This is a genomic window from Ruegeria marisflavi, assembly GCF_025673445.1.
Lineage (GTDB): Bacteria > Pseudomonadota > Alphaproteobacteria > Rhodobacterales > Rhodobacteraceae > Ruegeria_B > Ruegeria_B marisflavi.
Map to the genome: position 1 here is coordinate 39,367 of NZ_JAOVQN010000016.1, position 15,233 is coordinate 54,599.

A 15,233-nucleotide genomic window follows, 5' to 3' on the forward strand; every position below is an offset into this window, starting at 1 on the left:
TTCGCCGTGCACGCTCTGCCTGTGCGATCCTGCACTGCGAAGACAGAACCTTCCGGGAAGAGCCATCGTTTTCCCGCCAGGGGAAATCTGGCGAAGACTCCAATGCAAAGGAAAAACCCAGTGAAGAACCGAATGAAACCAATACCTGCCCTGCTTGTTTCGTCGCTACTGTGCGTCACACCGGCACTCGCACAGCAGGCCATGACACAGGAAGAGGGCCAGGCGACCTTTGATGCGGTCCTCGCCGAAGCCTCTGAACTGATCAAGGAACTGAAAATCCCGGGACTTGGTATCGGGGTCATCCATGGGCCCAACGCCTACGGCGCCGGACTCGGTGTCACGAACGTAACTACCGGAGAGCCCGTTACCACTGATACGCAATTTCAAATTGGCTCTGTGACAAAAACCTTCCTTTCGACTCTGGCCATGCAGCTGTCCGAACGGGGCATTCTGGATTTGGACGCGCGTGTCGTCGACATCCTGCCGTGGTGGAGGGTCGCGGATCCCGATGCAACGTCGAAAGCGCGGGTCGTCGACCTGTTCCACCATCACGCTGGCTGGTATGGCGACCATGGGTTCCTTACTGTGCCTCCGGGTGGGTCGATCAGCGAGAAGGTCATGCTCCAGGCGGCTTACGTCGAGCAGATCTATCCGTTCGGTCAAACCTGGATGTACAACAACACCAGTATCACCTTCGCGACCCATGTGGTGTCGCATGTCGGCGGAAAGCCGATCGAGACCCTGATCGAAGAGAACCTGTTGACTCCGCTCGGCATGGATTCGACATCGTTCAACTACGACGCCACCCCGCCGACCAAAGATTACGCGTGGGGTCATCCGCCGATCTACGGGGAAGGCAGCGTCAGTGATCTAAAGCCGTACTACATTCCGTTGATAAGAGAGTCCGCTGCCTCCGGCGGAATCCGGTCTACGGTTACCGACATGCTGAAATACGCCCGCTTTCAGCTGGACGGCAAGGACGCCACCGGGAACCAGCTGTTGTCCATGGAATCGCTGGACTATGCCCATGCGCCGGCAGTCGATGCTGCGGCCGGCGAGTTTACCGGACTGACATGGTTCGTCCATGACTACGACGGCGTCACCAGCCCCTTCCACGGGGGGAATTGGCCCGGCACGCGGTCTTTTCTGAAGCTGATACCGGAACACGACTTTGCGGTGGTGATCATGGTCCACAGCGATCGCGGAGTCGAAGCCTACAGTAAAATTTCGGACGCAATGGTCAAAGCCTTCACGGGAATCGAGGCCGACTCTCCGGTCGCAGCGGGCGTTGATCCGTCTGTGCTCGATCCCTTCGTCGGCGTCTTCAAGGGGAATTCCCAAAACATCGAGATCCGCAAAGAGGGCGACAAATATGTGTTTGTCCAGTTCTCCGCATTGACCAGCGGAGCAGATCCCGCGCCTGCCAATGTGGCCAACACGGCCGAGGGTTATTTCATCATCACAGAAGGCCCGAACGAGGGCGCTCTCGGCGAATTGCTCGAAGATCCGTCTGGCGAACTCAACTTCGTGCGATTCAACCACCGGATCTTCATTCGGGGCGACGGGGCGGTCGACGAATTCTCGCTCTCTGGAACTGCATTCGACAAACCGGCTGAGTAAGAGCCACGGGTTCGGTGGAGGGGCGATCCTGCACAGCGTAGATTGAACTCTCCACCGAACCCGTTGCATCGGCAACAGGAGAAGTCCAATGCGAAAACTAAACCCAAAGACCTTGACCGCGGCGCTTGTCTGCACAGCGGTCATTCAGCTAGCAAGCTAGTGGCGCTCTGCGGCGAACAGCGGCTAAGTCCGCATCTGGGACGTCGGAGGCATCAGTGCCGAACGGCAGCTGCCTGCAGGAGCGGTCGTTCAGGCACCAAAGCGGACGTGGCCGCGCGGACCCGTCGCGTCGAATGGCTTCTGAACGCGGCTTTGCAGACATCTGACAAAAGCGGTCAGATGTCTCAGAAGAGCCCAAGGCAGACCTTGAAGAAGCCTCGGAAGACGGTGGGCGACATTTTGAAAAAGACTAACCTCGGTGTAAGCTTGTCTTAGAACTGCATCGAGAGGCTGAATACAGTCAGATTTCTGGGGGGATGTACTATGTCAATCGAAACCACCGCACGGGAATTCTTTGAAGCCTGCGAGACCGGTAAGGGCTGGGAAGGGTGCAAAGGCTATTGCCACGACGGCGCTACGTTTTCCGCGCAGGCCGATGCCTTGGCGGACGTGACCACGCTGGAAGGTTATGCCGAATGGATGAAGGGCCTTTTGACCCCGATCCCGGACGGGCACTATGAACTCAAGGCTTTCTCGACAGATGCGGACCGTGGAGTTGTTACAGCCTTTGCCGTCTTTCATGGCACTAACACTGTCGACGGCCCGGTACCAGCTACCGGCAAGACAGCCGCGGCTGATTACGTTTATGCTATGGAGTTCGATGGCGACAAGATCCGCCATATGACAAAGATCTGGAACGATGCACACTCCCTGAAGCAATTGGGTTGGGCCTGAGGCAACTCCGAACCATCGGCCGTTCGCAGGACTGGGTTGGTCCGCGAAGACATCGTCTAGCCGGGTCTCGGTTTAGTATCTATCGTTGATCGCGAGGCTCATGTGCCTCAACTTATTAGAGACAGCCAACGAAATTGACCGGATTTTGGTGAGGATGAAGGCCCAGCCGACACGATACGCGAAATCAGGAGATGTGCACGTCGCCTATCAGAAATTCGGCCGCGGTAAGCTGAACCTCGTGATCGTGCCTGGCTGGATATCGAACCTTGATTGTTGCTGGGATCATCCCACTTCCGTCTCCTGGCTCGAACGGTTTGGTGAATACGCTAATGTGGTGATGTTCGACAAACGCGGGACCGGCCTGTCCGATCGGGGCAAAGGTATGCCCGGCATGGATGATCGTATGGACGACATTCGTGCGGTCATGGATCACGCGGGTATCGAAGATGCAGCCTTATTTGGCTTGTCGGAAGGGGGAACCCTCGCTGCCCTCTTCGCAGCATCGCATCCTGACCGGTGCAGGGCTCTGGTCCTTCAGGGGGCACTGGCGCGATTTGAACAATGGATCGAAGACGAAAGTGCCTTTGATGCCTTTCTCGGTTATGTTCGCGACTTCTGGGGGACAGGTGCTGGTTATTTGCGTTATGCGCCTTCCATGGCCGGGGACACTGACTACCAGGGTTGGTGGGCACGCCGTGAACGCGGTGGTGCAAGTCCCAGCGCTGTGGTCGATCTGATGAACTTAAACCGCCAGATCAGCATCGCGGAGATCTTACCCACTGTGCAATGCCCCACATTGGTCATTCACCGCAAAAGCGACATGATCGTGGACGTGGAAGGCGGCCGGGAACTGGCGCGACTGATCCCAAACGCCAAGATGCTTGAACTTTCGGGGGATGATCATCTGCCGTGGGTCGGCGATGATCTGGAGACGATCGCTGATCATATCGAAGAGTTCTTGACCGGCGCAAAACCTGCGCCCGCGATCGATAGAACCTTGGCGACGGTTTTATTCACGGACATCGTTGGGTCGACGGAGCACGCAACGCGCATGGGCGACGAGGCATGGAACCAACTCATGCAGCGATATGAAGCCATGGCTGACACGGAACTGTCGCGGTTCCGAGGGGTTAAGGTCAAATCCTTGGGCGACGGCCACCTGGCCACATTTGACGGCCCTGCGCGCGCCGTCTATGCCGCCTTGGCTCTCGCTGAAAGGGCAGTCAAACTGGGATTTGAAATCCGAAGTGGCGTGCATACTGGCGAGGTTCAGATGAGCCAAAATGATGTTTCGGGGCTAGCCGTTCACATTGCGGCGCGGGTTATGTCAGAGGCGGGTTCGAGCGAGTGTATGGTCTCTAGGACCGTGCGAGATTTGGCTGCTGGTTCCGACCTCGGATTTGAAGAGCGTGGGCGGAAACATTTGAAAGGTGTTTCAGAGCCGATCTATACGTACAAGGCTTACAGAAGTTGAACTCCCATCGCCGCGCCGCGCCGTCCCATCGTCTTGAATGGCTTCTGTACGCGGCGTTGCAGACACCTGAACGAAACGCTCAGATGTCTCAGGAGAGCCCGAAGCGGCCATCACAACATGTCCATCGCAACGCCATGTCAGATCCTTGCCAGATCAACGCGCGCTCTCTCTTCGACCATGACAGAGCCGTCCCGTCGAGCTGCATCGATCGCTTTCATTATCCAGTCGCGTTCACTGTCCGAGGCGCCGCCGTTACGCTGATGTTCCGCTCGCCCCAACAGGCGATAGATCCCCGCCTCCCAGCTTCGTTCATCGGTCTTTTTGACTGAACTTGCAGCTTCATTCAACATCGCCAGGGCTTCGCGTGTATGACCAGAACGCAGGAAGCTATCGGCGCACAGCGCAAGAAAAAATGGACGCCAGGGATTGCGGGCCGTGACAGACAGGCGATTGATCGAGGATTTTATGAGTTCCGCGCCGTCGTCTCCGGCCCAACCCTGAATGATATCCGCATATGCGGCCCAGAGTTCACTGCGCTGATCATCCGCCAAACGCCTGAGTTCCTGGGCGAACGCGCCGGCCATCAACATGTCGGAGCGCATCGCCGCCGGTATCGCACAGGCGAACATCAAGGCGTAGGCGAGACTGCTGGCGTGATTGATAGCCCGCGCATGTGCGACAGCCTTCTCTCCGGACCTCTTCGACGCCTCCGCATCGCCACCGAGAGCGGAGATAATGGCCTGGATTGAGAGCCCTGCAACCCTCGGATCGTAGCCATATTCCAGTTTGACGTGGCTGTGATGGTCACTCCGATATAGTGCCAGCAATCGGGACGCGTGCTTTTCGGCGTCTGCCAGGCGGCCTAAATAGAGCGAGCACCAAGCGATCACGCGATGGCCCTGAAGCAATCCGGCATCGTCGGCCAGGTCTTCAGCAAGTTTCAACAGCTCGCGGGCAAGTTTCAGCGCCGGGTTGAACTCCGCCCGGGACACGTGGATGAGATATTCGCCATAGAGTATGGGCAGGAGCGCCGCCGGTTCATCAAGCTTCTGGCTCAGGACCCGCGCCCTTGCGTAGATCTCGGATGTTTCGGTCGAGCTCCAGCCTTTGACGACAAGTACGAGCGGCGCGAGCGCCCGTACGATCTCAAGCTCGCTCTCATCACGCTGGCGAGAGGGCGGGACTGCCTCTAACGCGCGAAGGCCATCGTAAAAATGCTCGACAGCCTCATGGTCAGCCGATCTCTTCTGGGCGTCGCGTCCGGCGAGAAGCCACTGTTTGGCGGCCTCACCGAAACGCTCGGCGCGGAAGAGATGACCCGCAATCGTTTCAACCGGGAAGTATCTGGCGGCAGGTAGACTGGAGAGGTGGTCCGCGACCTTACCATGCAGCCGTCTGCGATCGCGGTTCAGCAGGCTGGCGTAGGCCGCGTCCTGCACAAGCGCATGGGTAAAGCTGTATTCCGCATCCGCCGACGCGCCGTGCCTAACTAAGATGTCCGCCCCAACCAATCGCGAAGCCAATTCTTCAAGTTCGACGCCCTCGACGCAGGATATCTCGGAAAGGATGAAGCCTGGAAAACGCCGGCCGAGAACCGAGCCGACCTGGGCGATATGCTTTGCCTTTCCAAGTCCGTCCAGGCGAGTGGTCAGGGACCCATGCAATGTTGCCGGTACGGTATTTTCTTTGCCGCTGTGTTCCATGTCCTTCGCGGCGCGGCTCAGTTCCTCCAGGAACAGCGGTACGCCTTCGGCTCGATCAATTATGTCACGCATCTGTTCCGACTTACCCTGAAGGCCGCGGAACTGCTCATCGACAATGAGCTGGCTCTCCGAGCGACCGAGCCGGTTCAGCGACAGCATCGTTGCGTTATGCTGGGACGCCCAGTCCGCCGCAAACGCCAGCCTGGTAGTGACGACAAGGAGTATCGGGGATTCGCGGGAACGGCCTGCCAGTTCACCAATCAGTTCGCGCGAACTGGGGTCCGACCAATGAACATCTTCGACGATGATACACGCAAAACCGTCGACGGTTCCTGAGCACATCCATTTCAGCAAGACCTCGATGGCGCCACGCCGCCTCCTGGCGGCGTCCTCTCCGGTCGCCCCTTCGCCGGAGGCCGAAAGGTAGTCCTGCATGAGCTCCGCGGCGTCTGAACCCAGGAGCGAGCCGACAAAATCCAAAAGCTTCGCAAGTCGCGTCGCTGCGTCGTCTCTCATGATGACGCCTGCGGCCCGGTCCAGCGCATCTATGAATGGGTAGAGAGCGCTGCCGCCATGCTGCTCGGAGCATTGGACAACAATCGGCTTGCAGCCACTCTCCAGAACATGATCGTGGAGATCGGTCACGATCCGCGATTTACCAATGCCGGGTTCCCCGCTCAGCACGAATACCTGTCCATCGCCTTGACGCACCCGGTTCCAACGGGAGCGAATGAGGGCGATCTCTTCGGATCGCCCAGTAATTCTCGTGAGACCTCGACCTCGCGTCGCTTCGAACCGGCTTCTGGCCTCCGTCCGGCCTAACGGCCGATGGACCATGATCGGTCTGTCGACCCCCTTGAGCCGACGCTCGCCCAGTGCGTCAGATAATACGAATCCTTCGACTAGACGGCAGACCTCGCCACTAATGAGGATTTCATCCGCCTCGGCCATTTGTTCCAGTCTTGATGCTATGATCGGCGCTTCCCCCACAACGGACAGTTTCTCACGCGAGAGCCCGGCGCCCATCTCGCCGACAATGGCCGGGCCTGAATGGATTCCAATTCGCGCTCGAAGAACGCTGCCCGTTGGCGTGTCGATGCGGTGAACGCCTTCCAGCATGTCGAACGCAGCCTCAACGGCCCTGACCGCGTCATCTTCGTAGGCGCGCGGATAACCAAAATAGGCCATCAAACCGTCGCCAAGATATTTGGCGACATGACCACCGCGGGCTTCGACCGCTCTGACGCTGGCCCGCTGAAACGCTGCCAGCAGGTCGCGAAATTCCTCAGCGGTCATTTTCTGGGAGAGTTCCGTGGACCCGACCAGATCACAAAACAGCACCGATACGCGCCGAAATTCTGATGCGCTTTGACCGAACTCTGGCGCTGCCGGATCGGAGGCAAGCGCTTGCAGCAGCTTTTTTCGATGCCCTAGCGGCAGGCCAAGATGGCGCAGATCCCCGTCATCCAGATCCGCGAGAGTATCGGCGTCGATCGCCTCCTTTTCGAAGACGTCCGCGTATTGTCCCAGGCCAACACTCTCCAGAAATTGGGCGACCGACATCCTAAAGCCTTAACCATCGTACCTGAGGCACCTTAGCAATTTTGTGATTGCATGTCGCGCAACTGTCGGCGTGCTCACGTCCGCTGCGTCCGCAACTCGGTCATAGCCGTGTATTTCGCCAGTGTCGGCTCTCGGTTGAAGCTGCCGTTGGCGCAGGGATCGATTTATAGGTCCAGAGCCTAAATTTTTTTGAAAGCAAATCCTTAGTTTGGTTCTTGGCAAAGTGATTGGTTAAATTCAGCGAAAGTCGGCATCTCGCAAAAAACGTAGCCTACGTTCATTATCTTTCACAACACGTGACGATCCGAAACCGCCAAAACCCGCAACTGGCCGTGACGGTCATCGTCGCACCGTCCGCACCGTTGCGGGCAGTGATTCTTCTTTCACAGATCGTCGGCGGTGCGTTGGTCGGTTGGTTGACGATTGCTTGGGCGATGGGGTGACGAAGCAGCGTACAGATCACGCTTCCCAGTGACCCCTGAAAAAAATCAAATAATTGAGTGTTATAAGGTTTCGATAAGACGGATCGCGCGACTGCTCGCTAAAAGTTGGTCGCTATAAAGAACATCCAAAACCTCAAAGGAATCCAAATCAATACAAGCGCAGCCAAATACAACATCAACAATGCTAAACGGTGCCATTTGGTGCCTTGGGAATAAAGTGCAAAGAATATGATTGCGGGCAAAGACAGCATTAGTCCGGGAACATACGGCAGGCGCCCCCCCAAGAAATTCAAACCGGTGACATTCACTAACCAAAGGGTGGCTTTATCGGGAAGGATGAAAACCGGAAATGGCAGTAGTACCCAAATCGTTGCCACCAAGAAAGGGAACGCCAATCCCACGAGCCAAATCCAATATGAACGGCGTACCCTCGATTGGAATGAGTTTCGCGGGTTCAACGGATTAGCCCCAAGTGACTGCCTGTACCAGACATCGTGCTGTTCTTGGCGGTCCTTGGCAATGGTTTTGCGGACGATTGCTGTTTCGCGCCTTCAAAGGCCGTGACGGTGGTGATCGCCACACCGTCCACACCGTTACGGGTGGTGATTCTTCTTTCACAGATCGTCGGCGGTGCGTTGGTCGGTTGGCTGGCGGTTGCGATGCTGATGGGGTGATTGCTCACCCGCTACCCACGCTCCCCAGCGTTCCATCAGAGGGCGACGACGGTCGAGCAGGTCCGAGCGCTGATAGCTGCGCTGGACCTTGCCGCCGACTCTGTGGTCGAGTGCCACCTCGGCAAGGTTCCAGTCCTCACCGTGATCGGCGCACCAGTCCCGAAAACTGCTGCGGAAGCCATGGGGGCGATATGGTAACCCGGCGCGCTTCATGACTTGCGTCATGCTCATGTCACTTAGAGGCTTCCCCCGGTGGCCGACGAACAGATACCCGCCCCGCGCCAATGGAGCAGCATGTGTCACGATCCGCTGCGCTTCGCTCGACAACGGTATGCGGAACGGGTCGCCCGATTTCATGTTTTCGCCCGGCACCGTCCATACATCCGCATCGAACTGATCGACCGTGGCCAGCCTGACCGGCGTGGATCGGGCCGCTGTCAGGATCAACATTCGCAGGGCCAGTCCCGCGCCGGTGGTGCCAAGGCGCGCATAGAAGGCTGGCACGTCCGCCCAAGGCATGGCCGGGATATGCTCGACCCTGTGGGCCTGAGAACCCAGCAAGGTTCGCGCGTTGACCGTGGCGGACATGTCAATCTGTCCGGGATACTTCGCAGCAGCATGACGAAGAACAATCCCGAGGCGTTGCAGCGCCTTTTCAGCAGCGCTGGTCTTCGTTCGCCAGATCGGCGCAAGGGTCGCATGGATATCGGCTCCTGTGATCGACGTGACATCCTTGTCACCCAGCTTCGGAATGATGTGTGTGTTCATGGGTGACATCCAGCGACCTGCCTTGCCGCCACGCTTCAGATCGCCCCGGATTGCATTGAACGCTTCGGACACCATCTCCGAGACCGTGGCGATTTCACGATGCGATGAGCGGGCATCAATCGGATCGACCCCGTTTTCCTTCGCTCTGTAAGCATCGTTACGGGCCATTCGGGCCTCCTTAAGGGACATGTCTGGATATTTCCCCAAGACCATGTCGCGCCGCCGCCCTTCCAACTGATAACGGTATGTCCAAGTTTTGCTTTTGCCGCGTATCTTCAAGAAGAGACCGCTGCCATCCTGATGCGTTCCGTCGCCCAATCCCTTGATCGTCTGCGCTGTCAGTTTCCCCACATTTTGCCCCACACTTGCCCCACGCTCAAACCGGATCAAAATCGGCGAGTCTTGGGTGAATATTGCATATAAAAGATTATATATCAATATATTGTGTGTGATAGTGTGGGGTGGTGTTTGCAAACATATATGCGTCTCGACCGCACCATTCATCCCTTTGGATCAGATTTTTTCGCGGCAGCGCCCGCGTTGACAGGCGAATGCCGGTGGATAAGGATCAGACCGGAAGGCGGGCGCCGGTGCCCATGCGGTTCCACAGGTTCATCATTGCGACCGAAGCGGTGAGCGCTGCCACTTCCTGTTCCGACAGTTCTGCGTGCACCGCCGCATAATCGGCATCTGAAACCTCGGACCGCTCCAGCCGCGTCAGCGTCTCGGCCCAGGCCAGCGCCGCCCGGTCTCGGGCAGTGAAGGCGCTTGTTTTCGGCCAGACCGCGATCAGATGCAGCAGCATATCCGGCAGACCGTCCCGCTGCGCCTCTTTCACATGCATGTTGACGCAATAGGCGCAGCCGTTGATCTGCGACACCCGGATCTTGGTCAGGTGGACCAGGCGGCTGTCGGGATTGGCCTGGGAGATGGCGGTGTTCAGGGCCAGCATGGCCTCGTAAATCTGTGGTGTCTGCTTGCTGAAGTCAAAGCGCATGGGCGGATGTCCTTTCGGGTCATGTGTTGCAGAAAAATCATCGATAGTTTATATCTATGATTGGCAAGGGCAAGCAGGTATCGGCAAGACAGGGCGGAGGGACGGCATGCGACGATTGGGAGATGGGGTTGAGGCGGCGCTGCATTGTGTGGCGGTTCTGGCGGAGCTTCCCGAGGACAAGGTCCTATCCGGCCGTGATCTGGCCGCCTTGCACGGCCTGTCGGAAAGCTACCTGCTCAAGCATATGCGCGCGTTGACCGCCGCAGGTGTGACCGAGGCGGTGCCGGGGCCACGCGGCGGGTTCCGTCTGGCCCGCGCGCCGGGGCAGATCTCGCTGCTCGACGTGGTCGAGGCGGTGGATGGTCCCGGACCGGCCTTTGTCTGTCGTGAAATCCGGCGCAAGGGCGATGTGACCAGCAACGACCCCTGCGCCTATCGTCGGGACTGTTTCATCAAGCGCCGCATGATGACCGCCGAAGAGGCCTGGCGCGCGTCGCTGCGGGGGCAGAGCCTGGCCGACCTGATGGCGGATGCCCGGGCCGAGATTGGTCCCGAGAACATGCGCGCGGTGGGTGGGTTTATCCAGGACAAACAGCGCTGAGGGTAGGGGGTCGTTGTGGTCTGAGACGCGGATTGCGTTGGTACTCGTGCTGTGCCGAGAACACAGGTTGTCATGATCGCTTATGGCGGGGATCAGCGCGGGGCCAAAGACGGGCCGCTGACAGGCATCCCGCCAGGCCGAAAAGGGCCAGAACCGCCAGCGTGAACTCGGGCGTGGTGACGGTGGCCAGCCAACCGGCCAATGGATAGGCGAGCAGCCAGCAGGCATGCGACAGCGCAAACTGGGCGGCAAAGAGTGCGGGCAGATCCTCGGGTCCGGCAGAGCGGCGCAAGAGCCGACCCGAAGGGGTCAGCGCGGTCGCAAACCCGATGCCACTGACGAACCAGGCCAGCAAAAGCGGCGGGAAGGACAGGTCAAACAGCCTCACCCAGAGCGCCAGCGCCAGTCCGGTCACAGCCATTGCCACCCCTCCCGCCAGCATAACCCAACGGTCGCTGAGGCGCGTCAGCAGCCGGGGCAGGGCAATCGCGGCCAGCATCGAGCCGCCGCCAAAGGCGCCGAGCGCCAGCGCGACCATCCGGTCCGACCCGCCCAGCCCGCTTTTTACCATCAGTACCGTGTTGACGAGCACCATTGCGCCCGGCATGGCCACGGCGAAATTCAGCGCCAGCAGCCCCCGCAGGCGGGGTGTGGCAAGGTACAACCGTAGGCCACGGGTGGTGCGGTCCCAGATGCCGCGGCGCTTGCTCGCGACGATTCTGGGCAGGGAAACGCTGGCCACCAACAGGGCCGAGCCGCAAAACCCCAATGTGGTTCCCACAAACAGCGTGTCAAAGGTCACCACGCTCAGCAGGGCGGCCGCCAGGGCCGGGCTGACCAGGCTTTCCAGGTCATAGGCCAGCCGCGACAGGGAAAGCGCCTTGGTATAATCCTCTTCGTCGGTCAGAAGGGTTGGAATGGTGGCTTGAAAGGTCGGCGTAAACCCGGCCGAGGCCGCCTGAAGCACGAAGATCAGCACATAGACCTGCCAAATCTCGGTCACGAACGGCAGGCTCAGCGCTGCGGCGGCGCGCATCAGGTCAAGCGTCACAAGAACGCGACGCCGGTCCATGGCCTCGGTCACCGCCGCTGCGACGGGGGACAGAAAGACATAGGCCAGCATCTTGATGGTCAGGGCGGTGCCCAGCACAAGGCCGGCCTCGTCTCCGGCCATGTCATAGGCCAGAAGCCCCAGCGCGACGGTGGTGAGTCCGGTTCCGGTCAGCGCCACCACCTGAGCAGCGAAGAGGTGGCGATAGGCGCGGTGGCGCAGAACGTCGATCATGGGTCTATGGCGCGAAACGTTGTCCTGATGGAGGATGCCCCGCCGTAAAGCGGGGCATCGGGGTCACTCGGCCGGGGTCGGCGTATCGGTGGGCGGTTCGGGGTCCTTGCTGCCTTTCACCCATTCACGGGCGCCCTGCATCACCGCATAAAGCACCGGCACCAGAACAACGCCGATCACCGTCGCGGCCAGCATGCCGCCAAAGACGGCGGTGCCGATAGCTTTCTGGCTGGCGGCTCCGGCGCTGTTCGCCGTCAGCAACGGCACCACGCCCAGCAGGAAGGACAGCGCCGTCATCATCACCGCACGAAAGCGCTGGTGCGCGGCCTCGGCGGCTGCCTCTCGGATGCTCATCCCCTTGGCACGCTGTTCCATCGCGAATTCCACGATCAGGATACCGTTCTTTGACGCCATGCCGACCAGCATGATCATGCCGATCTGGGTATAAAGGTTGATGTCCGAACCGACGATGGCGACCGCCAGCACCGCGCCGAACATCGCGACGATGACCGACAGCAGGATCGAGACCGGCATCGACCAGCTTTCGTATTGCCCGACCAGGAACAGGTAGCCGAACAGCACCGCCAGACCCAGGATCACCTGGACCATTCCGCTCGAACTCAACTGTTGCTGCGCGGTGCCGGTCCATTCAAAGGCATATCCGGGCGGCAGGGCATTGGCCGTTTCCTCGGTCATCACCCGGATCGCGTCGCCCGTGGACAGACCAGGGGTGGGAACTGCCGTCACGGTCGCGGACCGGAACAGGTTGTGCCGTTTCAACAGCACGGGCCCGAGCACGTTTTCGACATCGACAAGCGTGCCCAGCGGCACCATCTCGCCCTTGGTCGAGCGGACGTAGAGGTTGCCGATATCCTCGACCTTGTCGCGATAGCTGCCCTCGGCCTGGATCATCACCCGGTAGACTCGTCCGAACAGGTTGAAGTCGTTCACGTAATACGACCCCAGATGCGCCTGCATGGTCTGGAAAACCTCGGCCACGGAGACTTCCAGTGTCTTCGCCTTTTCCCGGTCCAGATCGACAAAGAGCTGCGGCACGTTCGCGCGGAACGTGGTGTAGCTTTGCGCAATCTCGGGGCGCTGGTTGGCGGCATAGACCAGCGAACCGACGGCCGAGGCCAGATCCTGGGCCGAGCCACCGCCGGTTTGCTGCACCTCCATTTCAACCCCTGCCGACATGCCCAGACCCTGGATCGGGGGTGGGTTGAAGGCCACGATCGAGGCCGCACTTTCGCCCCAGGCGATGGTGAGGATTTGGTCCAGAATGGCGTTTGCGCTCAGATGCTCCTCTTGCCGTTCGCTCCAGTTATTGAGGTTGACGATGATCATCGCGCCATTGGGCGTCACGCCGTTCAGCATCGAAAACCCGTTGACCAGAACGGTATTGGCAACACCGTCGATGGCCCGGAACTGCTCGTTCAGCCGGTCGGTGACCGTTTCGGTCCGTGCCAGCGTGGCCGCATCCGGCAGTTGCACGTCGACAAAGAGATAGCCGTTGTCCTCCAGCGGCAGGAACCCTTTAGAGGTATTGCCGAACAAGGTCCCGGTACCCACACCCAGCGCCGCGATGATGCCGAGCGAGACGACCGGCAAGATCAGCAGCTTGCGCACGATGGCGACATAGCCGTCGCGGGTCTTGCCGATGACGCCTTCGAACAGCGCCAACAGACCTTTGGGCGGGCCTGAGCGAGCCTTGAGCACCATTCCGCACAGGGCGGGCGACAGGGTCAGCGCGTTGATCGAGGAGATCACGACCGCGGTCGAGATCGTAACAGCGAACTGAGAGTAGAGCCGCCCGGTGATACCGGGCATGAAGGTGACCGGCACGAACACCGCCAGCAGCACCAGCGTGGTGGCAATCACCGGGCCGGTGATCTGTCCCATCGCCTTGCGCGTCGCCTCGGGCGGGCTCAGCCCCTCTTCGGCGATGATACGTTCGACGTTCTCGACCACCACGATCGCATCGTCCACCACGATGCCGATGGCCAGCACCAGCGCAAAGAGCGAAATGGTGTTCAGCGACATGCCAAAGGCCAGAAGGAAAGCGAAGGTCCCGATCAGAGAGACCGGGATCGCCACCGCCGGAACCAGCGTGGCCCGCCAGCTTCCCAGGAAGACGAACACCACCGACACCACAAGAACAAAGGTCAGCATCAGCGTTGTGACCACGTCATTCAGCGATTGTTCGACAAAGTCCGTGGTGTTGAACGGGATTTCGTATTCGACATCGGCGGGGAAGGCGCGCGAGAGCCGTTCCAGCTCGGCCGTGACACGCTCGGACACCGCCAGCGCGTTTGCGCCCGGCGCCTGGTAGATCGCCAGGATTGTCGCCTGTTTGCCCTGGAAATACCCGGACGCGTTATAGAACTGGGCCCCCAGCTCGACCCGGGCGATATCACCGACCCGCACAATGGCCCCGGCGTTGCCGGTCCGCACCACGATGTTCTGGAACTCTTGGACCGAACTCAAACGGCCCTTGGACTTGATCGTGTATTGAAAGGTCTGGCCCTCGGGCGCGGGTGGTGCGCCGATCTGGCCCGCCGACACTTCGAGATTCTGTTCCCGGATGGCGGCGATCAGATCGCCGGGCGTGATCCCCAGTGCCGCCATCTTGTCGGCGTCCATCCACATGCGCATGGCATACTTGAGGTCGGTCAGCACATCGGCCTTGCCCACCCCCTGAACCCGCGCCAGCGCGTCCTTTAGATTGATCGAGGCATAGTTCGACAGAAATACGCTGTCATATGTGTCATTGGGCGAGGTGAGGGTGACCACCATCAGCATGTTGGTCGAGGATTTCTGGGTCACAACGCCCGAGTTCGTCACCTCGGTCGGCAGCGCCGACAGCGCCTGTGCCACCCGGTTCTGCACGTTGACCGAGGCGATGTCGGGGTCGGTTCCCACCTCGAAGGTCACGCTCAGCGAATACGATCCGTTGTCGGCCGAGCTGGATGTCATGTACAGCATGTCGTCGACGCCGTTGACCTGTGCCTCGATCGGAGCGGCCACCGCGTTTTCAACCGTTTCCGCGTTAGCGCCGGTATAGTTGGCCGAGACACTGACCACCGGCGGCGTGATGTCGGGAAACTGGGCGACCGGCAAGGCCATGTACCCGATGGCCCCCATGATGGTCAGAACCAGAGAGATGACAAAGGCCAGTTTCGGCCTGCTGATGAAAAGCGCCGAGAACATG

10 protein-coding genes are annotated in these 15,233 nt (G+C 59.7%); 5 read left to right on the forward strand and 5 right to left on the reverse strand.

Annotation, left to right across the window (positions count from 1 at the left end):
• Positions 1-120: 120 nt before the first annotated feature.
• From OEZ49_RS15375 to OEZ49_RS15385, 3 genes are all read left to right on the forward strand, one after another.
• Positions 121-1,620, forward strand: a complete 1,500-nt coding sequence (locus OEZ49_RS15375) for a serine hydrolase domain-containing protein (protein ID WP_263389146.1) — start codon at positions 121-123, stop codon at positions 1,618-1,620.
• Positions 1,621-2,103: 483 nt separating this feature from the next.
• Positions 2,104-2,514, forward strand: coding sequence for an ester cyclase (locus tag OEZ49_RS15380; RefSeq protein WP_263389147.1), 411 nt, complete (start codon positions 2,104-2,106; stop codon positions 2,512-2,514).
• An 85-nt stretch (positions 2,515-2,599) separates the two neighbouring features.
• Positions 2,600-3,988: an adenylate/guanylate cyclase domain-containing protein gene (locus OEZ49_RS15385; RefSeq protein WP_263389148.1), complete on the forward strand. Its 1,389-nt coding sequence runs from the start codon at positions 2,600-2,602 to the stop codon at positions 3,986-3,988.
• Positions 3,989-4,125: 137 nt separating this feature from the next.
• Here OEZ49_RS15385 and OEZ49_RS15390 read toward each other — a convergent pair whose 3' ends face one another.
• Positions 4,126-7,254, reverse strand: a complete 3,129-nt coding sequence (locus OEZ49_RS15390; RefSeq protein ID WP_263389149.1) for an adenylate/guanylate cyclase domain-containing protein — start codon at positions 7,252-7,254, stop codon at positions 4,126-4,128.
• A gap of 227 nt (positions 7,255-7,481) precedes the next feature.
• Here OEZ49_RS15390 and OEZ49_RS15395 point away from each other — a divergent pair, with 227 nt between their 5' ends.
• Positions 7,482-7,697, forward strand: a complete 216-nt coding sequence (locus OEZ49_RS15395) for a hypothetical protein (protein ID WP_263389150.1) — start codon at positions 7,482-7,484, stop codon at positions 7,695-7,697.
• Between the two features lie 614 nt (positions 7,698-8,311).
• Here OEZ49_RS15395 and OEZ49_RS15400 read toward each other — a convergent pair.
• Positions 8,312-9,643: a tyrosine-type recombinase/integrase gene (locus tag OEZ49_RS15400; RefSeq protein ID WP_263389151.1), complete on the reverse strand. Its 1,332-nt coding sequence runs from the start codon at positions 9,641-9,643 to the stop codon at positions 8,312-8,314.
• A gap of 64 nt (positions 9,644-9,707) precedes the next feature.
• Positions 9,708-10,136 carry a carboxymuconolactone decarboxylase family protein gene (locus OEZ49_RS15405; protein ID WP_263389152.1) on the reverse strand — a complete coding sequence of 143 codons (429 nt, stop codon included), beginning with the start codon at positions 10,134-10,136 and terminating at the stop codon, positions 9,708-9,710.
• A gap of 106 nt (positions 10,137-10,242) precedes the next feature.
• Here OEZ49_RS15405 and OEZ49_RS15410 point away from each other — a divergent pair, with 106 nt between their 5' ends.
• On the forward strand, positions 10,243-10,737 hold the full coding sequence (locus OEZ49_RS15410; RefSeq protein WP_263389153.1) for an RrF2 family transcriptional regulator: 495 nt from the start codon (positions 10,243-10,245) through the stop codon (positions 10,735-10,737).
• Positions 10,738-10,807: 70 nt separating this feature from the next.
• Here the strand turns inward: OEZ49_RS15410 and OEZ49_RS15415 are convergent, their stop codons facing one another.
• On the reverse strand, positions 10,808-12,022 hold the full coding sequence (locus tag OEZ49_RS15415; RefSeq protein ID WP_317853178.1) for an MFS transporter: 1,215 nt from the start codon (positions 12,020-12,022) through the stop codon (positions 10,808-10,810).
• A 63-nt stretch (positions 12,023-12,085) separates the two neighbouring features.
• Positions 12,086-15,232: an efflux RND transporter permease subunit gene (locus OEZ49_RS15420; RefSeq protein ID WP_263389154.1), complete on the reverse strand. Its 3,147-nt coding sequence runs from the start codon at positions 15,230-15,232 to the stop codon at positions 12,086-12,088.
• Position 15,233: the final 1 nt, after the last annotated feature.

Coding starts and splice junctions, on each gene's coding strand:
- OEZ49_RS15405 (WP_263389152.1), bottom strand. CDS start 10,136: ATGCGCTTTGACTTCAGCAAGCAGACACCACAGATTTACGAGGCCATG.
- OEZ49_RS15380 (WP_263389147.1), top strand. CDS start 2,104: ATGTCAATCGAAACCACCGCACGGGAATTCTTTGAAGCCTGCGAGACC.
- OEZ49_RS15420 (WP_263389154.1), bottom strand. CDS start 15,232: ATGTTCTCGGCGCTTTTCATCAGCAGGCCGAAACTGGCCTTTGTCATC.
- OEZ49_RS15400 (WP_263389151.1), bottom strand. CDS start 9,643: ATGAATGGTGCGGTCGAGACGCATATATGTTTGCAAACACCACCCCAC.
- OEZ49_RS15390 (WP_263389149.1), bottom strand. CDS start 7,254: ATGTCGGTCGCCCAATTTCTGGAGAGTGTTGGCCTGGGACAATACGCG.
- OEZ49_RS15415 (WP_317853178.1), bottom strand. CDS start 12,022: ATGATCGACGTTCTGCGCCACCGCGCCTATCGCCACCTCTTCGCTGCT.
- OEZ49_RS15410 (WP_263389153.1), top strand. CDS start 10,243: ATGCGACGATTGGGAGATGGGGTTGAGGCGGCGCTGCATTGTGTGGCG.